14 protein-coding genes are annotated in these 22,025 nt (G+C 40.8%); 4 read left to right on the top strand and 10 right to left on the bottom strand.

Annotated features, from left to right (window positions below; genetic code table 11):
- Positions 1–400 precede the first annotated feature (400 nt).
- The 4 genes from GXP67_RS00600 to GXP67_RS00580 all read right to left on the bottom strand — a co-directional run bounded on the left by GXP67_RS00600 (position 401) and on the right by GXP67_RS00580 (position 8,195).
- Positions 401–1,882 (bottom strand): M28 family peptidase, encoded by a 1,482-nt coding sequence (locus GXP67_RS00600; protein ID WP_162441364.1) that lies wholly within the window; start codon positions 1,880–1,882, stop codon positions 401–403.
- A 223-nt stretch (positions 1,883–2,105) separates the two neighbouring features.
- Entirely contained in the window at positions 2,106–3,287 is a 1,182-nt protein-coding gene (locus GXP67_RS00595; protein WP_162441363.1) for a DUF3179 domain-containing (seleno)protein, read from the bottom strand.
- A 33-nt stretch (positions 3,288–3,320) separates the two neighbouring features.
- A complete protein-coding gene (locus GXP67_RS00585; RefSeq protein WP_197901621.1) occupies positions 3,321–7,568 on the bottom strand; it encodes a SusC/RagA family TonB-linked outer membrane protein in 4,248 nt (1,415 codons plus the stop codon).
- 48 nt (positions 7,569–7,616) lie between these two features.
- On the bottom strand, positions 7,617–8,195 hold the full coding sequence (locus GXP67_RS00580; protein ID WP_162441361.1) for a carboxymuconolactone decarboxylase family protein: 579 nt from the start codon (positions 8,193–8,195) through the stop codon (positions 7,617–7,619).
- Positions 8,196–9,351: 1,156 nt separating this feature from the next.
- Here GXP67_RS00580 and GXP67_RS00575 point away from each other — a divergent pair.
- A complete protein-coding gene (locus GXP67_RS00575) occupies positions 9,352–9,606 on the top strand; it encodes a SemiSWEET transporter (RefSeq protein ID WP_162441360.1) in 255 nt (84 codons plus the stop codon).
- A gap of 682 nt (positions 9,607–10,288) precedes the next feature.
- On the opposite strand, the gene GXP67_RS00570 is transcribed toward GXP67_RS00575, so the two are convergent.
- Positions 10,289–10,492 carry a hypothetical protein gene (locus GXP67_RS00570; protein WP_162441359.1) on the bottom strand — a complete coding sequence of 68 codons (204 nt, stop codon included), beginning with the start codon at positions 10,490–10,492 and terminating at the stop codon, positions 10,289–10,291.
- A gap of 523 nt (positions 10,493–11,015) precedes the next feature.
- Here GXP67_RS00570 and GXP67_RS00565 point away from each other — a divergent pair.
- Both GXP67_RS00565 and GXP67_RS00560 read left to right on the top strand, forming a co-directional pair.
- On the top strand, positions 11,016–11,783 hold the full coding sequence (locus GXP67_RS00565; protein ID WP_162441358.1) for an IS5 family transposase: 768 nt from the start codon (positions 11,016–11,018) through the stop codon (positions 11,781–11,783).
- Between the two features lie 296 nt (positions 11,784–12,079).
- Complete coding sequence (locus tag GXP67_RS00560) at positions 12,080–12,970, top strand: glycoside hydrolase family 16 protein (RefSeq protein ID WP_162441357.1); 891 nt, start codon at positions 12,080–12,082, stop codon at positions 12,968–12,970.
- Here GXP67_RS00560 and GXP67_RS00555 read toward each other — a convergent pair.
- The 3 genes from GXP67_RS00555 to GXP67_RS00545 form a co-directional block, all read right to left on the bottom strand.
- The gene (locus tag GXP67_RS00555; RefSeq protein WP_162441356.1) at positions 12,940–14,652 is read right to left on the bottom strand and encodes an outer membrane protein assembly factor BamB family protein; all 1,713 of its coding nucleotides are present in this window, start codon (positions 14,650–14,652) and stop codon (positions 12,940–12,942) included. The genes GXP67_RS00560 and GXP67_RS00555 overlap by 31 nt on opposite strands.
- A 398-nt stretch (positions 14,653–15,050) precedes the next feature.
- Complete coding sequence (locus tag GXP67_RS00550; protein ID WP_162441355.1) at positions 15,051–16,109, bottom strand: S41 family peptidase; 1,059 nt, start codon at positions 16,107–16,109, stop codon at positions 15,051–15,053.
- Positions 16,110–16,269: 160 nt separating this feature from the next.
- Positions 16,270–16,797 (bottom strand): GNAT family N-acetyltransferase, encoded by a 528-nt coding sequence (locus GXP67_RS00545; RefSeq protein ID WP_162441354.1) that lies wholly within the window; start codon positions 16,795–16,797, stop codon positions 16,270–16,272.
- 610 nt (positions 16,798–17,407) lie between these two features.
- Here GXP67_RS00545 and GXP67_RS00540 point away from each other — a divergent pair.
- Positions 17,408–18,112, top strand: coding sequence for an endonuclease/exonuclease/phosphatase family protein (locus GXP67_RS00540; RefSeq protein WP_162441353.1), 705 nt, complete (start codon positions 17,408–17,410; stop codon positions 18,110–18,112).
- Positions 18,113–18,235: 123 nt separating this feature from the next.
- On the opposite strand, the gene GXP67_RS00535 is transcribed toward GXP67_RS00540, so the two are convergent.
- Together GXP67_RS00535 and GXP67_RS00530 are read right to left on the bottom strand one after the other, a co-directional pair.
- On the bottom strand, positions 18,236–19,243 hold the full coding sequence (locus tag GXP67_RS00535) for an SDR family oxidoreductase (RefSeq protein WP_162441352.1): 1,008 nt from the start codon (positions 19,241–19,243) through the stop codon (positions 18,236–18,238).
- 569 nt (positions 19,244–19,812) lie between these two features.
- The gene (locus GXP67_RS00530) at positions 19,813–21,999 is read right to left on the bottom strand and encodes a peptidase domain-containing ABC transporter (RefSeq protein WP_162441351.1); all 2,187 of its coding nucleotides are present in this window, start codon (positions 21,997–21,999) and stop codon (positions 19,813–19,815) included.
- Positions 22,000–22,025: the final 26 nt, after the last annotated feature.

The raw sequence follows: 22,025 nt of genomic DNA, 5'->3' as shown, positions 1-22,025 counted from the left end.
TTATCGCCATTGGTCTTATTGCATGGTACTTCTTGTCTAAGCTTTAACTGGTAATTTTATAATCTCTGATCCGAAATAGTAGAAGCCCATGCTTGTTAATACGAGACTTTTATAGATAAGGAGAAGACAAGATGATATTTTGGAAAAAACTTTCTCAAAATGATTTGAGGCTCTGAACGCCACACCACCGGGAGGCAACTGTGAACCTCCTACCAAAAGCATATATAGCAAATATAAATTATTAAAATTCTGAGTCCCAAAAAAGGGGAGGTTAAATTAACTACCTTTTAGTGAACCTTAATTATGGGTAAGCTGAGCATAACCATTATCATTTTTGCCAACCTATTCAGGGAAGAACTCTTCTTCCATAATCTCCAATATACCTTTGCTAAACTTAGGACTACTTTATGCTAATTTGACCATTGTATAACTTTTTACCTGCTGCTTCATATTTGTCTCCCACTTTCCAGAAAGGCCTTTGCCCAGTATTCGCTATTTTCCTTCCGGCTAGTACATACGCTTGAAAAAACTTAAACAGATATTCATAGTCTAATGTATTGGGGTTATCGGCAGCCTGGTGATAATATTTTCTTATCTCCTGGTCAAAACCTGTGAAGCCCATGCCAAATGTAGGGGCTGGAATCCCTTTCTGGGCGAAATGCAAGTTATCCGAACGGTCAAATAGATTTTGTTCCGGAGCCGGATCATCTGTCACTTTCAGGCCAAAAGGAGTGCCTGCCTCCTTCAAACTCTTTTCGGCAGTCGTACGCCCAAGGCCAATGATGGTAATCAGACTCGTATCATTATAGCCGCCGTTGTCAAAATTGAAACAAAATACCATTTGATGTAAGGGCAGCAGGGGGTGTTCTACATACCATTTGCTGCCTAACAATCCTACCTCTTCTCCGGTGAACATAATAAATAAAGCGGAGCGTTTGGTAGGGTATTTTGCCAGATTTTCTGCTATACTCAACACAGTAACTGTGCCCACTGCATTGTCACGGGCTCCATTGAAGATAGAATCATTCTCTGCATTAGGTTCACCGATTCCTATATGATCATAATGAGCAGAGTAGATAATATACTCATTTTTCAATTGAGGGTCTGTTCCTTCTACCATCCCTACCACATTTCTGGATACTACTTTACTGGTAACCATCCCTTTGATTGTAAGCTCAACAGGCAGTTCTTTTCTGGAGGAGAATTGTGTTGCTATTTCGCCATTGCTATCAGCCATCCATAGATAAGGAAAAGGAGATTCTTCTGCCACTAACTCCATTCTATCCCCATTAAAGCGGTGTTCCCCCTGTTTCCACAACTGCTCATCCATGGTACATAACTCAACTAAGCCTACCGCTCCATACTTACTTGCCAGGCGCTTCTTCTCTCTCCTTAATAGGGTAGGAGAAAAGGGTGCAGGCTTGCCATTAGAACCTGCTTTTACCACCACTACTTTTCCATTTACCTGTTGGTTAAGATAATCGAGTGAATCACCATAATTCAGAAAAATAGCAGCTCCTGAAATATTAGTATTTGAACCGCTTTCCTTAATTAATTGCCTGTAGGGTTTGCCATCTAGGGTTAGAGATAATGTTGTTGGCGCTGTGGTCTTAATAAATGGCACCGTTTGAAAGTATCCCTGCTCGGCTCCTAGTACAGGCTTTACCCCGTAGCGGACAAAATGAGTGCTGATGTATTGGGCAGCAATGTCAAGTTCTGAACTTGCGGTGGCTCTCCCTTTTAGTTCATCTGAGGCCAGAAAATAGATATGACCTTGTATTTCACTTTTAGACACAGTGGCTTTTACTTTTTTCAAATCATTCTGTGCCAGGGAAGTAGTAATGAAACAAGATGCTAAAAGCAGGGTATAAATAAGTTTCATAAAAGGTAGGCATTAGGTGGATAATAAATCAAGCATAGTAAGAAGCTTTTGAAGCTACACATAGTTCAATCATATAAACAAGCCTCAGTAGATAAAAATAAAGATGGCATCATTTTACATAAAATCCTGTGTACTATAAGGATCAGGTCTTTTCTCCAATAATTTCCAGGCAATATTCTCCAAATATATTCACTCGCTTGACTTTTCGTTTGAGTTTGTGGGCTCAATTATACTTTAAGGTATTTGGATGAAATGTCCTCCAAGAGTGCCAGAATTCTTGGTAGGATTGCAGTTGTTGTAGCTTTTCGCCTTTCATTGATCCCGAAACACATACGCCTGCCATATCCCAGGTGGAGCTTGTGTTTTCATCGGTAATAAAATCATCTTTTCCCAGGTTGAACTTGAAAAGCGTTCCATTAACATTCCTGCTGTAAACGTGAAAAGAGGCCTTGTCTTTCTCTAACACAACTAATAAAGGTAAATCTTGCAGCGAATCATTGATCAGTTTCTCTTTCTCGAGCCTGTTCCAATCATAAGCCTTAGCAACATTATTGTGCAGGACACCTACGACCCAAGATTTCGGTTGCCACGAAGCGGAATCTCTTTTTTCTAAACTGCTTTCAATGGTTCCTTTATCATAGTTCTTTAACTCCGCATATTTCTCTTTAAAAGAAGGATCGGGTTGCATGATCCGGGAACTCGGATACTCCGCCAGCCACGATTGTAGCGTAAGTTGTTTAGACGGTAATTCTTTCAAAGAAATGCCTTTCAGGGGACCAGCTATGGCTTCTCCAGTAGCCTGTTGCCACCAGCTGCGAGTAGTTTCGTCTTCAAACATAGCATTAAAATGATCCATGCCTACTAGCCTGAACGATTCTCTCTTGCCGTTTACAAGCGGGCTAAAAACACGGCCCGTTCTGCAAACAGTACAATACGTAACCATAACCGGTTCTCCGGCAAGTGTATCCATTACCTGATGATGATAGCCGATAACTTCTATGGGATAGGCTTTTGCTTCACCGTTGAAAGCTATGCCTATAACCAAACTATTTTTATTTGTCGTATCAATAGCTGCCTCCGAAAACAGCTTTTGTTTGGGTTGATAAAACATTTTATCTGCTTCGAACCGGTAGTTAATAAAGAAGAAAACTACGGCGTAGAAAATTAAGATCACCGGCAAAGCTATCTTAGTTTGCTTTGTGCCTTGCTTTATATAATGTAAAGCCGGAAAAACAATGAATGCTAACGCCACAATTCTAATCCATGTGATATGAGTAGCGAGCCAGTAAGCAAATGAAACAGTATCGGCACTTTGGCTCCCGGGAAAAGGCATGATGAAATAGACACGAAGAATTTCTGCTGCAAACAACACGACAAGTCCTGTAATCAATAAAAAACGTTTCATATGAAGGATAAATAAAGGGCGTTAGCATTATACTTACTGTTCTGTAACCGGGAGCGGAAACTCTGACCAAACGTCGTCTCCACTCCTGTCGATAGACAAGGTATTTAACAGATCGTACCTGCGCATGTCAATCCAACGATGGCCCTCGAAAAACAAGGAATAGCGTCTTTGATTTAGCATTTCGGTAATTAAAGCCGGTTTTGTTGCCGATCCCGAATAGTCTCCGAGGCCATGTCCCTTTCGAATAATGTTTATAGCTTTAACTCCTTCGGTTAAATTGTCTAATTGAATATTCGCTTCGGCATACATCAGAATTAATTCTTCATTTCTTATGATAGCCATAGGCGCTGTACCCGACGTATACAACCAAACGTCTCTGTCGCCAGTAAGCCCGCTAAGGGAGGCTGCTGAAGTACGAAGGCTTGTTTTATTGATGCGGTTGTCGCCGGGTTCTATATCTGCTGCAAACGATGGATGAGCCACTCTTACCTCTCCGTTTTGGTTTTGAGGAATAAAAGTGGGATTTAATTGATCGCCTGATCCGGTACCAAAAACATGATAAGCCCCTACACTGAAACTTTTATCAAGACCGAAAAACGAGGTGTTTAAATTATCTAAGGCCTGCTGCCAGTTTTTTTGATATAAACTTACTCGTGCCGCAAGCGCTCGATTAAATTGCGTTAATCCTGCAGCATCATTTAAGCCTTCAAAACCTGCTAAAGTAAAAGAAATAGCAGCGCCGTTTAAATCTGTTTTAGCCGAATCAAGCAAAGAAGTGATGGATTTTAAACCCTCCTCGTAACTTACAATCGGCCCGAGAAGCTCAGGATTTTCAACATTTACTCTGATTCCTTTTGAATAGGTAAGATTCAGATTGAGCAAAAGTTGATACGCTTTAACAGTTCTGGCAAATCCAGTATAGCCTTTCTTTTCCGAATCGGTTATGAGCGTGGAATTAGTAGCAGCCCTTATCAGTGTATTACAGTTTTTTACAACACGGTATCTTGCTGCCCATGGAATAGTAATGTATGGATTTGTGCCCATCAGCACTGAATTATTGGCACCTAGCAAATCCAAAACATAACGCGGTTCGGAAACTGATAAACGGTATATTTCTCTTCCAAGCACACCGACGTCATCCAAATACAGATTCAGCGAATTCCGCATGCCGGATTCAGTTCCGCTTACCAAATTATTTAATTCACTTTTGGTGGCGTTCTTTGATAGGTCTTCGATTGTGGCGTTGTTTAAATTGCCGTAATCTTTTTCGCATGCCGCTAAAAACAGCAGCGATGCAATACATAATATGCCGTATGTTCTTATAATCTTTTGCATGATCGTATTCTTGTTACTGTTAAAAATGGAATGAAAGGTGTAAGGCCGCACGTTTGCTCGACGGATAGGGGTTATGTCTACACCTGATGAAAAACCGGCTCCGAAATTAGATACTTCAGGGTCGTAAGATCTATACTTAGTGAGCGTGAAAAAATTGTTAAGGGAAGCGCCGAGACTAACTGACTTAATATAGGATACCGGCAAGTTGCTGAATGTATAATAAAGACCGATTTCCCGGAAGCGCAGATAGGTTGAGGTTTCTACTGTTTGGTGAGCATCGGTTCCAATTTTCATTAACTGACTCACTCCTTTTGGAAATCCTTCCTTAGTAGGTTGATCATAATCTGCACTTGTGCCCCCGAAAACGTTTTGAAGGGCTGTCACATTTACGTTTTGGCCACCATTCTTCCAGTGTACTAAAAAGCGCAAACTCAGCGTATTAAAGAAAGTAATTTCATTATAGGTATTCATTTGAAATTTTGGCTCCGTATTGCCCAGAACGCCTATGCCTTGTCCGTTAAGGCCTACAATTTGGGTGGCGGATTTACCTTCTTCTATCTGGAACGTACCCAACACTACCCCTCCTGTAGAGCCCAGTTGTACTGGTTGAACGCCCAGCCTCGTTATTTTAGAACGGTTCATCCAGAAATTCACAGACGTATTCCATGTGATATTTTTTGCTTCTACCGGCCTGGCATTCATTGCTAATTCTACGCCTTGATTACGTAAGTCACCCGCATTGGCCCATCTCTGAGCAAATCCGGAAGAAGGCGGCGGAGTAGTTAGTAAAAGAAAGTCATACACATTTTTGTCGTAATAAGTGAATTCAAAGCCCAGCTTGCCTTTTAATAAGCTAAAGTCTATTCCGGATTCTAATTCGGTTTGCCTTTCCGGCTTAATCCCGGCTTGTCCGGCTTGTGTATTCACAAGTAATCCGGGGTTACCGGTAATGTTAGATACACCTAAGGAAGTAAATTTGCTTCCGTAAGCCGGAACATTATTTGCCTGCCCGTACGCTGCACGAAGTTTTATATTTTCAAATAATCCTTCTCTCACAATGCCTAGGCCTGTTAAATTTACAGATGCTCCGGCTTTAGGATAGATGTAAAATTTAGAAACGTTACCATTATTGCTCGATCTGTCAAAACGAACACTTCCCGTTAAAGTAATTGCATCTATTATATCCGCTTCTTCCTGAAAGAAAATACCGTTGTTACGATATTTAGTGCGCAATTGAGTAGCATTTAGGGCACCGGCCTGGTCAACATTGGATTGACCGGCAATAACTTGAGTAGCCACGTTTAACAGGTTATTATAATCTCCGGTTTCCTGAGTAATACCGGCGGAGGTGGTTAAAGTAATGTTTTCAGAAGCTGAAAGAGTATTGACCAGCGAAAGAATATAATTGGTACTCAAATTCCGGGTAGCCCCCTGAATAGAGGTACCTTTGTTTATTGCCTGAAACTGTAATGTACTTGGGAATAAGACATCCGTTGCGAAATTATAGAAATCCACTCCGCCTCTGCCAATAAACTGAGTAACGCTTTTATCGCTTTTATGGAGGGTTGCATTTAAATTAATGCCGCTTATAAATCTGTTTACGGTTTCGTTATTTTTCATCAAGGCAATGGTTTGCAAAGGATTGGAAGCGGCAAAAGGATTATTAGGATAATTTCCGTTAGCATCGGGATGTAATTGAGCAAAGCCAGGGGTGGAAGAAAGGGCAATCCCGGTAGTTACACCGGTATTATCGTTACCAAATAAACCTCTGTCTGCCGAAGAATGTATATAATTAGTGGTAATGCCGGCTTTGATCCTGTCGGTTACCTTATGATCAAGATTTAATCGAAATCCTGTATTGTTATATCCGGTATTTTTCACCAATCCGGCTTCATCTTTTTGCGATACAGAAAAATAAAAACCGGTCTTTTCATTTCCGCCGTTCATGCTCAACACCGTATTTCTTAAGAAGGGGGTGTTATCGTAAATTTCTTTCTCATAATCAAATATTTGTCCATTAGCTTGGGCCGTAAGAAATTGCTGAGCAAGGGCCGCTGAATCTCCTCGTAACGTGGAAGCTGTTTGAGCAGTAAACTCTCGTACACCTAATAATTTTATGGGCCTTGCAAAGCCTACACTCTGCAATAAAGAGATATTTGTTTTACCTTGCTTACCTCTTTTTGTGGTAATAATTATTACGCCGGCCGCAGCTTTAGAGCCGTAAATAGCTGCTGCCGACGCTCCTTTTAATATTTCGATATTCTCAATATCTTCTGGTCTGATATCTGCAATGCGGTTTGAAGGATTATCTTGATTAGATGAGGAGCCGCCACTTGAGGCAGCAGTTACAGCATTTAATCCGGCCGAAGTAGACGAGTTGTCTACAAAAACACCGTCTATTACATACAAAGGCTGTGTATTTCCAAATATGGATGTTACGCCCCGAAGTCTTACAGAAATCCCTCCGCCCGGTGTGCCGGAATTAGCATTTATAAATGCGCCGGGGATTTTTCCGGAGAGTGCAGCATCCAGCGTTTGAGCGGGGGCAGTTCCGATTAATTGCTGTGCGCTTACTACCGCTACGGCATTTGCCAGATTTTTTCTTTTTACTGTTGTAGATAAACCGGTTACCACCACTTCATCAAGCCTTAATACATCATCTTCAAGCGTTACTTGCACAGTAGAAAGCCCTGAGAGGTTAAGCGTTTGAGATTTAAATCCGATTGCACTTACCACTATCTCCGCATCAGCGGGAATGTTAAGGGAAAACTTGCCGCTTTCATCTGAAGCTACTGCCTGAGTTGAGTTTTTAACCAAAACAGTTGCTCCCGGCACGGGAATGTTGTTACTGGTTTGAATATAGCCGGTAAAGGGCTTATTTTGGGCAAAAAGAAAAACAGGAACGGCCATTAAGAGCCATCCTATAAAAAAGAGTTTAATCTTCATTGTTTTTTGATTTACAATTAAGGTTTAAGGGTGAGAATAGACATTATATTATGCCTCTTTATTATTAGCAACAGGTTGTTTAGTTGTAAAAATGTGGGTGCCGTAGCCCTTTTCAGCGATCTGTTGTGCTCTTAATGAATAGGAAGAAAGGTCTGTAGGCGTGTCGGCAGCAAGCCCGTCCACATACCGGTTATACATACAAAAAGCAGCGGCGATCAGTACGGTATCATGGATATCCTTGTCTGTTGCTCCAAGGCTTTTCGCTGCGTCAACTTGCTTGGTCGTTACAAATTTTCCTCCTTTTTGTACACTTCCGGCAATTGAAAGAAGCGCTTTTAACTTTTCCGAAATAGCTGCTTCGGCATAATTCTGTGTTACCTGTTCAACTAAATCTGCATTGCCGTCGAGGTAGCAAGCGGCGATAGCTCCATGTGAGTGTTCACAATAAAAGCAATTGTTTAAATTGGATACGTGAGTGGCTATTAATTCTCTTTCTGCCATGGTTAAACCTTCGTCGGTTCGCAGCAACAGGTTGGTAAATACACTCAAGGCGGCTGCTGTTTCCGGACTGAAGGCCATCAAAGCCCGGATTCCCGGTAGGTTTTTATCGACATTAATATGTGGCATATTTTATTTTTAAGGATGATGAAACGTATTGTATGTGTACAAATTTTTCACAAAGCATACTATTAAAGCATGTGTAGGAATACTTGCAGGAAGTCGGGTAACGGGGGTAGCCTTCAAACAGTAAATGCTGTAGCGAAGAGTGTAGAAAGAAAAAGAATTAAGATTACCCACGGCTAAGTTAAGTCTGGGAGTCTGATTGTCTACCCCATCTGCCAGTTGTATAAAATGGCTAATTTAGCTGCAGATAATCCTTTGTTTGCCGAGGTGCCCGGGCTACTTTATTCAAGGCTCTCGTCGTTTGGGGACACTGAATCATCAGTCCAACAATAATGCGCATGTTATGATCAGGGTATATATATACCATATACGTAATTAAATTTTAAGGTGAAATAGTTTAACTAAAACAAGATAGGAGACTTATAAATAATTTGATGAGGAAATACTTCAATAAGTCAAGTTCTTATTTGAACTTAGTAATTTCTTATTTGAGCAAATACGCTGTTTCATAAATGGAATCATCATACAGTAGACAAATACGAACTAAAAGGCCGTAAGTAGACGGCTTATTAGTTGATATGATTCATTTTTCAAAGGGAATTTTGTTGTCAATCTTACCCTGGACGGGATCTATCCTGTAAATCAATAATTACCATTCAGCACCGATTTAGAGAATCACAAAGACTGATTTTGACAAGAAATTTCTCCAACGATGAACCATATCCGCTGCCTTATCAATAAATTCAATAGCATGTTTGTGAGACTAACTTAATAATGTACCTATCCATTAGGAAATTATTGAGGAAGGAATTATTAACAGGTATGATACTTTCACTAATCGCGTATATTAATGAACTAGTTACTCGAAAGGGGTAGTTACATTAAATTCTCCTTTCTTGAAACTGAACAAATGGATGAGAGGGTAAAGAATGCATCTTATCACTGCTAAACTTACAATTTTACTCCCCTTTTGCCCTATCACTTTTCTTCCCTATTTAAGAGTGATTTTTGTCAACCCATGGCCGGGCAAGACCCCTTCTACCATTCTTTAATTAATCACCTAAATGGTACTGCTTTCACTAAAGCTATTTCGATGTAACTAATCATAAGACCTTAAAGTAACATAGTGTCTTAAAGTAAGAAAGGAAACTCAAGTTTTATGTCTACGTTTATTCTTGGATTAATAGCTGCTAGTATTACCACCCTCGCTTATGTTCCACAGGTGGTTAAAACATGGAAAAGCAAATCCTCTAAAGATTTATCTTTAAAAATGCTCATTGCCTTCTCTACGGGGGTTTCCTTGTGGTTGATTTATGGCATTCTTGAAAAAGATACTCCTATTATTGTAGCCAACTCAATTACTTTATTGCTCTCTTTTGTCTTACTGTTTTTCAAATTCAAGTTTAAAAATTAATACTGATTCTATCTTTTAGAATAAGGATACCTATCTAAAAGATAAATGCTATGTTTTTTACTATTAATTTAATGGAAAGCATGCTTATGAATACCTCCAGGGGCGATTTTATCAGTATTAGAAAGGAGGCAATGACACAATCTTTAGATAACCGATCATAGGTGATTTTAACTCAACCCGGCTCATTTGTCGCTTGACTGCTTTGCAAGTCTTGCCTATTGTATTTCCTGAAGGCAGTCTCTTTTATGCAGATGGCGGCTATACAGGTTATTTTTATCTGTCGCCCACTTTTTGAGAACCACATTAAGAAGATAATTATGATACTTCATGCTCTTTATATCCTATAGTAATTAGTTTCAAGAAAGGGGAGAATTTTGAAACTTATAACTTTGAGGTTAGTTGCTAATTGATGCTAGAGAAGAAATATATCGATTATGCTTCCTTTGCCCCTTTTAGTATCGGATCCTTAAGTCAGTAAATTGCAGCATAGGCTACCATCTCCAAGATAACTAAAAGCCTAGTTTGACTTTAGAAATCAGTATGCATTATGATGGGAGCGAGTGGATAATTGTTCAATTTTTGCACTCAGTATCTCATGCATGGTTCCAGCGTCGAGGCCCTCTTTATTGAACCACAGTACCCGCGTATACATTTTGTCGAGTGTTACAAAAACAGCAGATTTTCAAAAATCCATATTGGCTTTTAAATCCTGCAAATCTGCTTGTAAATTAGCAGGTGAAACCTCAGATAGAAGATCAATAATATTAAATACTATTTCTCTTTGTTGGGAGAAAGGTTTATTACTGAAGGGTTGTATTAGTTTTTCAATTAACATTTGGTGTAGTGTGTTGGTAAAACGGGCTAGCTTAGGCGGAAGTTTTTCCATTAATGGCTATATACGCTACTGTTTAACGGTTTTGGTCATCGTATAGATTTTTAATCCTAGGGTGACAAAAGCAAATCAACCCACCATAAATAAGGCCGGATGTAGTATTAAAGTAGGTAATTCCATGTTTATCTATATTTGGTAAGGAGAGTTTATTTATTATATAAATATACGTAGATAAAATGAATAAAAATGTCAGAGTGAAAGGTAGTTTTATCACTTTTTAAAGATAATGCTTGTGTGTAGCATAGAGTAGATAAGCTAGGACATGTAGCTTATAAAGGGAAGTAAAAAAGAAAGGATTAAAAGAAATCTTTCATAGCCTAAGCTCCTTTCCGATTTTCCTTTAATCCTTACAAAGTTTGAATAGTTTATTGCTAAATCTATTCTAGACTTAATGATTACTTATACGCACCACTCAAATAAAAGTTACAAAGAAGTCTTAGAGAACGTTTTGGAAGAATAAAAATAGGGTAAAAGAAAGAATCAGTGAGTAAACTTGAGGTGTCTAATCATCAAGTTTATGCAAGAAAAATTCTCTGCGCTCACTGACCCTGAATGGGAAGTTATCAAGGAAATAATTGATAACCAAAGAAAGATTAAACATGAAAAACGGGTGATAATCAATGCACTGCTTTGGCTGCTAACTACGGGCAGCCAATGGCGCAATATGGAAAGTAAGTACCCACCCTGGCAAACCATTTACTATCATTTCAGGCAGTGGAAAAAGCGGGGCATTATTGAAGAGTTGTTAGCTTTTTTAGCAGGCAGAGAAAGAAAAAAAGCAGGCAGACAAGCCCTGCCAAGCGTGTTGGCCATTGATAGCCAAAGTGTTAAGATTATACAATTTACCAGTCAGGATAAAGGCATAGATGGCAATAAAAAAGTGAATGGCAGAAAAAGACATCTGCCTGTGGACTGTTTAGGTATCCCCTGGGCGGTGCATATTACAGCTGCTAATATATCAGACACCACAGCAGGATATGAGTTAGCAGCTAAGTTGAAGGGCAAGTCCGCCCGCCTGCATACCCTGAAAGCAGATAATGGCTACACAGAGACTTTTGTGGAAGAAGTGAAAAAACAATATGGATGGAGTGTAGAAATTGTACAAAAGCCTGAAAGCGTGAAAGGCTTTGTCCCGGCAGGGGGCCGTTGGGTAGTGGAACGTAGCTACGGATGGCTCAATTTTAAGCGTAGGTTGAGCCGTGATTTTGAAAAAAGCACAGAAAGTTCGGAAGCCATGCTACAATTAGCCTTTATTGATACTCTGCTCAAAAGAAAAACCGAATAATATTTCAAAACATTCTCTTACAGTTTTTCACTTTATTTTTTTACATAAGTTGCAAAGGTACTTTTTATGAGTAAAGCGAAAGGGGAAGTTAATTTAATTCACTAAAGGGAATAAAGTTTGTTATTCCATCCCCCATATAAGAGAACCGTACCCTAACTTTAGTAGCAAAATGTAGAACAAGGCAATTAAATAAATGATAAATAATAGGGTAGTCCACCCCTTTGTTACCGTACTCGCTTTTGATAGTTCTTCCATATTTTTTGTAAATTCATTCCTACATTCAATAGCTTGCATCTATGAAGCAACTCTTTTTAGTAGCCTTTATATTTTCTATTCCTTTTCTTGTTCATTCCCAAACGCAGAAATATCATTCATCGTTTATCGAGCATTTTACTGATTCTACCTCTAGTTACTTCACAAATGGCTCTACCGGCAACAAAAGCCCATTTAAATATAAGCAAGGGGTTACTTCTTCAGCAGAGGCAAACTCTAAAATTCTTTCCTTTAGAATTGATCCTGCAGATAGTGCTGGCGCAGGACGGGGACCGGAAATTATTTCAAAAGAGTTTACCCATTTTGGCACCTATTCGGCACGGTTAAAAGTTCCTAAGGTAGGCGCCATTCAGCCCAATGTGGGAGCAGTAGTTGGCTATTTTACCTACCATGTAGATTCTCTGCCTGGACTCAGTGAGATTGACTTTGAATGGCTCCTGGCTGATCCCACCATCATTTATATAGGCACCTGGACAGGTCAGAATGGAAAGCTGAAAAGAATAGGCAGAACCATTAATTTGGCCAAAGGAGAGATTTATGACACCCACTACCGGGAGGATCATAATGGGGTAAGAACCCCTTTAACCGGTATGCAAAATAAGCCGGAGACTATTGCAGCCATTGAAAACTATGACGCTTCTGCACAATTTTACACCTATGGTTTTGATTGGTATCCAGATAGAATCCGCTGGTGGATGCTTCATCCTAAGACAGGTGAGACAATCGTATTGTGGGAGTATAAGGGATCTACAAAGGGCATCCCTCAACATCGCACCCGTTACAGAATGAATTTCTGGCATACCAAGGACTGGTCGGTTGAAACTAATCCGCTTTCTCTTGAAAAACCGCTAAACACTTATGAATTGGAGGTGGATTGGATGTCCTATAAACCCGTGAAGGGTGGTTCGAAATGAACCTTCTTAAAAAATAACTTTAAAACAGGCTCTAAACAGAGATAAAGGTAGATAGCATATAGCTCCAGATAGTTGATAAAAAACACTAGCCTATGGTAACCAGAGCAGAAAAGCGGGAGTAGATCGGGAAAACTATTCACTATCCAGATCAGAGGAGCTCCTTGGTGGCAGAGTGGGTAATGTATTAAAAATGCCTGTATATTCACTGCCCATATATGCCCCCAAGCAAGAATTTTAGGCATCGCTATCTGAGTTTTCAAACAGGTTATTCGCAGGCCAATGGGATGAGTAAGGTCATTGTTGCGCAAAGAAAAGTTTACTGAACTATATACAATATCTGCTTTCTGATCCTGATCCAGATCTCCAATCCAAGGCGTAGAGGCTAGATTAATGCCCGGTAAGGTATCACCGACCGGAATTTTTTTACCCTCCCTGAAATCAATCATTACCAGATAACTATTAGAAACAGTATCCCCCCTTTGCTCATTCACGGGAAGCAATACCTCATCGTACCCATCGGTATTGTAATCCACTACTACTGCCGAGGCGTACTGGAAAGCACCAATTGTATCACGGAATTCTTCCCCTCCGGTTCTGCCATCGAGCATGCATTGCACAGAATATTCAATTCCCGGCCAAACCCCAATGCCATAGTTAATAAAGAAGTCTGGGATAGAATCACCGTTAAAGTAGCCAATGGTCGGTGTGGAGTAGGCTTCAGTGCCTGGAATAGCTTTCTCCCAAAGGAGGGTATTATCTGCTCCATTGATGGCAATCAGACGGCCTTCTACCTCGTTAGCCAGAATATCGTATACACCATCCCTATTGATATCGGCAAAAACCGGTGGTGCGATGAATCCTTTCTGCTCACTACTAGCCAGCAGGGTAGCTTGAGATAAGTCTCCCTGCATCAATTCCTGCAAAGTAGTCCGAAAAAGATGGCCACCAATGGTTTCACCTCCTGTGCCAAAAACGATCGTGGTATTGCCCTTCACTGAAAGATTTGCGCAGATGGCTGACATATAGGTTTCTTTTCCATCAGGCATAGTGGCCTGGGCTAGTACCTTTCCAGTGCGGCCGCTCAACACCAGTAACCTGCCTGCTGGGCGATTAGTATCAAAAGGGGCAATCTGATTATCGCCTCCATTAGCAATTAACAGATCCATTACACCGTCTTTATCCTGGTCAGGCACCCATTGAGGGGTGTAAAAATTATACCATCCCTGCCGGGCAGCATTCACTGTATCGCCTTGTGGAAAAAATTCCCAGATCAACTTTCCATTCCGACCATCCAAGGCCATTAGTTCAGCTGTTCTCCCGCCAATAAACACATCTGGTATGTGATCCTTAGTAATATCCTGGAAGAGTGCTGACCCCACCATTTGATTCCGGCCGGCTTTCTTCCAGAGGAGTTGACCATCTTTTCCATCAATGGCCATCACCGCTACATCAGTACGTTGATTTTCTTCTGCCCCTGCTCCCATCACCACATCCAGGATTCCATCGCCATTTAAGTCAGTCAGCCGGGGAGAAGATCCTGTACCAATGCCTGGGTAATATACTGACCAGCAAGCAGGTTGTTTTAACCCTGCAAGAGCAATACCCAACAAGGAGGCGATCCCTGCTAAAACAATATAATGCGGTAATCGTAACCGCAGTGAAGAAAAGAGCTTCTTTGCCATAAACCGGGTCGTTGGGTTCTACTTAAGCGATAAAAGGTGAAAGTGCTATCGCCTCTTTTCTACAATCACCCATATATTATGTAGAATATAACCTGGTAGCTTCAAAATAGCTTCGCTGCCCAGCTAACTATTATACGGTTTCAACTAACTATTCGATCTCTTGCTCATTTTTATCTACGGTCTGCTTGGCCTGAGTTAGGTTATTACTTAGTAATTTTCACTCCATTCAAGTTCAAGCGAGCTTTGAGCAAAGGTGGTTAAGGAGGATTTTATTAGTCAATATGATCCGGAAATTAGTAATGGTAGGATACTGGACCTCCCTCAAAAAGTGGAGGCTGAAAACAGAGCAATCTAGTATCCACATATATGAAGTTTCAGCAAAGGGGTAATTCATGTAACTAAGGATTTTTTAAACTCGTTATCCAATCTTTGGCCTCTGTTCTCATTACGTGTTGGTAAAAGCCATAGATAAAATACCATTTCTTAGATAAATCAGCATGGGGTGTAATCCTTTTTCCATAGATTGTACCCCTTCGGTCTGCAAAAACAGCCGTGGTTAATATCAACTGTGCGCCGTCTAGTAAGGTAATGTTTTGATTAGCTGTCGACAACCCCGCTGTGGGGCTGCCAATAACCCTGGTATTGGCTCTACCCATAAAAGAGATGACAATAGCTTCTCCGGAACTTGCGGTTCTCTCACCCACTAAGATGGCAATTGGCACAAGTTTGTCTTTTACTGTGTATGGGTTTGCTACTTTTAGTACTAGCTCATTGCCTGCTTTTACCTCTCCATGCTCATAACTCCAGGTTGTGCGTGTACCATCGGCTGCCAGAAAACTGCCTAGCACTCCTTCCCCTACCAATGGCCCGATACCTGCCAGCATTGGCCACATATTGCCTCCTGAGTTATAGGATAAGTCAATAATCCATCCAAGGGGATTTTGAGTATCTAGCTCTCTGATCTTTGCCTGTAAGGTGGAGGCATAGGTTTGCATCTGCAAGGAATCCCCTGAAGTAAAGGTATTTACTGTAAGGAAAGCAAATTTATTATCTAACATCATTCCTTCAGAAAGTAGAGGCTTCTGAATAGGATCGCTTTTATTTCCCTTTCCAAGCCACTGCTGGTGTTGTTCAGGGGTGATCAAAAAACTATGGTGGTCTCCTAAGGCTTTCAGGGCATGCTCTATCGCAGGATACGTTTGACGGTAAGTAGTAGCTCCTTTTGCTTTTTCAAAAGCAATTTTTCTTATCAGTGGCCAATCAACATGGGATTTGCGAATAGACCCCTGCTGCATGGTATCCAGGGCTGCGTTTATATACGTTGTAACCGAATTAGGCATGGCTGCCAGGGGATTAGATATAGGGACAGCGTCAGCCATCAGAGCCGATTGGTCAGATGTGTTTTTTGGATTACAGCCTGCAAGGATGATATATGCAAAAAGCCAATATATTCTCATGATAGGAAAGACTATTTGAGAGTTGCATTCAATTCATTTCAATTATTTTAATTAGCTAAAATGCTTTAAAACTTTCTACGTGCCTGCCTGCTTTGCTGTAAACGATTATCAACAAGAGCTATATGATGGTCAGAGGGGTAGCGGTCAGCACTTCTTTTATTTATTCAGCTCGTCTCAGCTCCCATTTCCATAGCAGTCCATCCTCAGGGTCATTTATCTCTGCTATTTTTTGAAAGCCGCATTTAGTCAATACTTTGGTGGATGGGTTCTCTTGCCCCAACGTATAGGCAAGGATTACGCTCACGTTTGCATGCTTAAAAGCATTTGCAATAAGCCCTTTTGTCATTTCCGTGGCAAGTCCTTTGTTCCTGTATTGGGGTGCAATTTCATAGCCTACTTCCACGGTTCCCTCTTCTGTAGGTTTGCCTTTATATCCTCCACTGCCGATGAGGGTATTATCCCTTTTATGGATAGGAAAATACGTCCACCACCCGCTTTCATCCTTGCTTTCTAAAAGCCTCTCAAGAGAATATTGAATAGCTCCAACTCCAAACTCTGTCCAATTGTCTGCAAGGCTTACCCCCAATTTGTTGGACAGTTGGTCATTACCTTCAAGGCCGCTTTTTAAAATGTCAATGTCAGCTTCAACAAGTCTTAAGTTTTCAGTTTCAATGAACATTATAGTCATCTTTATGTCCCTCTTGTACGATTAGCCTGAAAGCTAAGCTTGAGAGTAGCTCAATATAACATTTCTAGTATAGATTATTTATTAATTGGATAATAATATTGTGGATAAGGGGGCTAACTCGATGCATAACACTCACCTACAAATCGGTAGCCGCAGTATTACGTACCCACAAGGAGTAAAGTACCAATCCAATTACTGAGGTGATCATTCACGCTATATGTTTAGTATCAAGAAAGGGGGGTTATTTTAACTCCACTTTCTTGGAACACAACTACCTTATACAACTCTCGTGTTATCTTTAAAATCAATTGGGAATTCACCAGCTATTAACCTGCTCTATGAAAAACATCCTTACTTTTTCCGCAACAGAATGTACACACCTTGGAAATTATTTGTGATCAGTATCCTTGACACCACTTAAATGTAGTTCTAATTTAGGCTAAAACTAGCAATGGTAGCTATGATACACATACTCAAATTTATACTTATATCTCTAGTAATAGGGGTTGCTTTGATAGTAATCTCTTGTTCTACCCGGATTTCACCTACAAAAACAATTTCTGTCAGTAACAGGTTTGCAGATAGCCTACCAGAACAAATAATTCGGGTAATGGCCTACAATATTCATCATTGTAATCCTCCTTCAAAACCTGGTATGATCGATATGGCTGCTATTACCCATACTATTGGCACACAGAACCCAGATCTAGTGGCCTTACAGGAAGTGGACGTTTATACGGACAGGTCAGGTGCTTATAACCAAGCAGAAGAGATTGCAAAGAAGTTACAAATGTACTACTACTTTGGAAAAGCCATTGACTATGGAGGAGGGGAGTATGGGGTAGCTATTCTTTCTAAATACCCTTTATCAGAAGAAAAAGTATATCCCTTGCCTACTCAGCCGGCAACCAAAGGAGAACCCAGAATTATAGCTACGGCTAAAGTTACTTTACCTGATGGTCTACAAATACGCTTTGGTAGTACTCACCTGGATGCACAGAAAGACTCCATGAACCGTCAGTTACAAATCAAACAGATCGAGGCTATTGCCTCTTCGGAAAAGCTGCCCTTTGTGCTAGCAGGAGATTTCAATGCCCCTCCTGGCTCAACAGTAATCCGTCAATTGGATACCCATTTTACAAGAACCTGCCAGGATTGTCCTCCCACTATTCCAGTAGAGCATCCAAACAAAGCCATCGATTTTATTGCCTTTAGACCTAGAAGTAAGTTCAGGATAAAAACCCATCAGGTAATTAGTGAAACATATGCCTCCGACCATTTGCCGGTTATAGCAGTAATTGAGTTACTCCCGTAGGTAATAGCAAAGGGGGAATTAATTTACCCCCTTTCTGTATCTACAGACTGCTCCTATAAATTTCTTATCAGCATATGTTTATACAGTAAGCTGCCTGACAAAATTTTTTCCCAACACCTTTTATTAAGGTTGACCACCGCCGCCGGTAGCTCCATAGATTTGCCCTATGGCATAGCTTGCATCACTGTCGGCAAGTTGTACATAAATAGAAGCTAGTTCTACCGGCTGACCAGGCCTGCCTAGTGGGGTGTCCCCTCCAAAGCCTTTAAGCTTTTCCTGTGTGGCTCCGCCACTTACTTGCAAAGGAGTCCAGATAGGTCCGGGGGCTACACCATTGACACGAATCCCTTTTGGGGCTAGCTGTTTGGCAAGGGATCTGACATAATTAGTGGTAGCTGCTTTAGTTTGGGCATAATCGTATAGATCGGCTGAGGGATCAGTGGCTTGCTCAGAAGTAGTACCAATGATAACTGCCCCTGGCTTTAGGTGGGGCATGGCTGCTTTAATGATCCAAAAAGGAGCATAAATATTGGTTTTCATAGTCGCATCAAACTCTTCGGTGGAAATATCAAGAATTGACTGCTTAGCTTGCTGCCTTGCCGCATTACTTACCAAAATATCTAGGCCTCCTAGTCCCTTAACGGCTTCTGCTACTAGTCTTTGACAAAAAGCTTCTTCCCGGATATCTCCAGGAATGGCAATGGCCTTTCGTCCGGCTGCCTTTATCAAGGCAACTACTTCTCGTGCATCCGGCTCCTCATCGGGCATATAATTAATAGCTACATCCGCTCCTTCCCTGGCATAGGCAATAGCGGCCGCACGTCCCATTCCGGAATCCCCACCGGTGATCAAAGCCTTACGTCCCATCAACCGGCCGGAGCCTTTATAGCTTTTCTCTCCATGATCAGGCACAGGATCCATTTTAGAGGCAAGCCCCGGCCAGGGTTGGGATTGACCTTTGAAAGGAGGTTTTGGATAGCTAGTGGTAGGATCTATTAGGGATGATGCACCTAATGGAGTGGATTGATCAGCTGTTGAAGCAGCAAACACTGGTGGAACCACTACAGAGGCTAAGCTCATACCTAGGCCACCGATTACTTGACGTCTGTTAATTTTATTTTTTTCTTTCATTGCATGAAGCTGGTTTTATTTAAAATTTAATTCAGAGATTATCCATGGAGTAAGTTTGAAAAGAACAAATGGTGAACATTTAATGTCTTGTTTGTTACTCCTGATTGGATAAGTTTATCTTTTTAAGGTCAAAAAAAGTTAACTATAATTTGGTAGGAAATGTTGTCGGATAGTGAAATCCATTTTATTGTAGGGTATAAAAATGCCGATACTGGATACTATAAGTAATGGAAACTAAGGCAGTGTATAATGCTTTACTAGTGCATTTATAGTACTGGGAAGGCATTTATGTTTTTCACTATTGTGATTTGTACTGTTATTTTTACGTATTGGGCGAATTACAGAATAGTAGTCAAAAAAAGAGAAGCATGCATGGAAGGACAAATGGATTGCAGTTATAGTGTTAATTTTTTCATATAGCAACACTGATCCTATAGAGAAGTAACGCAAACTTCCCCTTTCTTGATACTTCTAATGTGCCTGATTTATTGAGGAGAGATCAAAAGCTTCAAAATATAGTTATTTGATGTCTAGACTCAACAGAGTCTAGCAATATTATTCTACTCGCTTTATGAAGTAAGCATATTGAAAATAGCTTTCTCTTCGGCTGGAAACTGCTCAGCCCATAGACTGGAATATTTTTTTCCATACAGCTTTAACTGTTGATGTGTTCCTTCCTCTGTTACTTTGCCAGACTCCAATACAATAATCTTATCAGCATGCATGATGCTGCTCAAGCGGTGCGAAATAATAATAACGGTTTTGTGGGCAGCCCTTAATTTCTCAATGGTTTTCTGAACATACTTTTCTGAAAGGGTATCTAAGGATGAAGTGGCTTCATCCATAATCAGTATTTCCGGCTCCCGGTATAAGGCTCTGGCAATGGCTATTCTTTGTCTCTGGCCTCCTGATAAGTTAGCTCCATTCTCTCCCAATTGAGAAAGAAATCCATTAGGTAGTTTTTCTACAAATTGGGTAATACCCAGATCATGGCAAATTCTTAAAATCCGTTTCATATCCGGCTGAAAAACACCTACTGCAATATTTTCGATAACCGTGCCTGAGAACAAATCAACCTTTTGGGGAACCACACTTACTATTTTTCTTAAACTCTGGTGGCTGATGTGTTTAATAGAATGGTTGGCAATACTAATGTTTCCTCCGGTAAGCGGATACATGTTCTGCAGCAAGGACATCAGCGTTGATTTTCCTGAACCACTTTCTCCCACAATCGCAGTCACTTTTCCTGCTGGAATGCTAAGGGTGAGATTTTCAAAAATAGCAGCCCTGGAACCATAGCGGAAGCAAACATCACTAAATTGAATATCGCCACTCATCTCCGGGGTCATCTCTATTTTATTTTCCCTTTCCTCTCTTTCCAGGTCCATGATCTCAAACAGCCGGTCAGCGGCTATGAGGGCTTCCTGAATGGTTTTATTCATGCCTATTAATGAAGTCGCTGGTCCGGTCAGATAGCCAAGCAAGGCATAAAAAGATAATAATTCACCGGCTGTTAATAGGTTTTCCAGGACAAAGAAAGCACCTGCCCAGAGCAGAATAATGGTAAACAGCCTGGAAATGAATTCAGAAGCCTGGGAAGCAAACAAGCTGTTCAGATTAGAGCCATATACATTTCTTAGCAAAGCAATAAACTTGGTTTCTGTTTTCAGGTTGGCATAGGATTCTACACCAAATCTTTTGATGGTACCTGCCGCATTTATTGACTCTACTAACTGTGATTCGAGTTCTGCGGTATGCTCCATCACTTTGCGTTGCTGCTTGCGGTTAATAGCATTAACTATAAAATACACCAGGGTATAGAGCGGCAGCACACACAGGGTAATTAAGGCCAGCTTCCAGTAATAGGAAAACATCAGCGCAAAGGAAAAAACCACAATACACACATTCACGATCAGATTCAGGGCTACATCATTGATAAAGAAACGGATTTTTACCGCATCATTCACCCGTGAAATAATTTCTCCGGTGCGCCTGGTATCAAAAAAATGTTGAGGCAATGTCAGCAGGTGTTTATAATAGCCAAGAATCAACCCTGCGTCAATCTGCTGACCGGTTTTTAAAGCGAAAATTCCCTTAAATGATCCGATGAAAACCTGTATCAGTAACAAAACAATCATGAGTACCCCCATCAGGTTCATCAGATTATAGTTGCCACTAGGGAGCACATGGTCTACAATCTTCTGTACATACAAAGACGTAGAAAGCCCCAGTACCGTATAGATCAGCGCTCCGACCAATGCCTGTATAAGTATACTTTTATGGGGACGTATCAGAGAATAAAAGCGGGAGAAGATAGTTTTTTTCTCATTGCCTTTTTTAAAATCAGAACCCGGCATTAAAATGACCAGCACCCCTGACCATTGTTTCTTAAACTCCTCATGCAGCAGATTATGTTTTTTTCCATCGGCCGGGTCCATGACAATTATATATTGTTTGGTAACCCCATAGATCACCACAAAATGGTGTAAGCCCCCTTGCATCACTACATGTGCGATGGCAGGAGTAGGAATTTTGAACAGGCTCTCAAAAGTACCTTTTACCCCTTTTGCCGTAAATCCCAGCCCGGTAGCTGCCTGAACAAGCCCTAATACATTGGTTCCTTTGGTATCGGTTGAAGTGTATTGCCGGACTCTGGCAATGGGGAGCCGGAGTTTATAATGTGCCGCAATAGAGGTAAGACAAGCAGCACCACAATCGGTAATGTCATGCTGCTTTATTTTTACTATGTTTTTCATTGGATAATCTGATGGGAAGGAGAGAA

The organism is Rhodocytophaga rosea, from assembly GCF_010119975.1.
Taxonomy (GTDB): Bacteria; Bacteroidota; Bacteroidia; order Cytophagales; family 172606-1; genus Rhodocytophaga; species Rhodocytophaga rosea.
The sequence above is the reverse complement of the archived record's forward strand: the minus strand, read 5'-3'. Positions and strand labels throughout refer to the sequence as shown.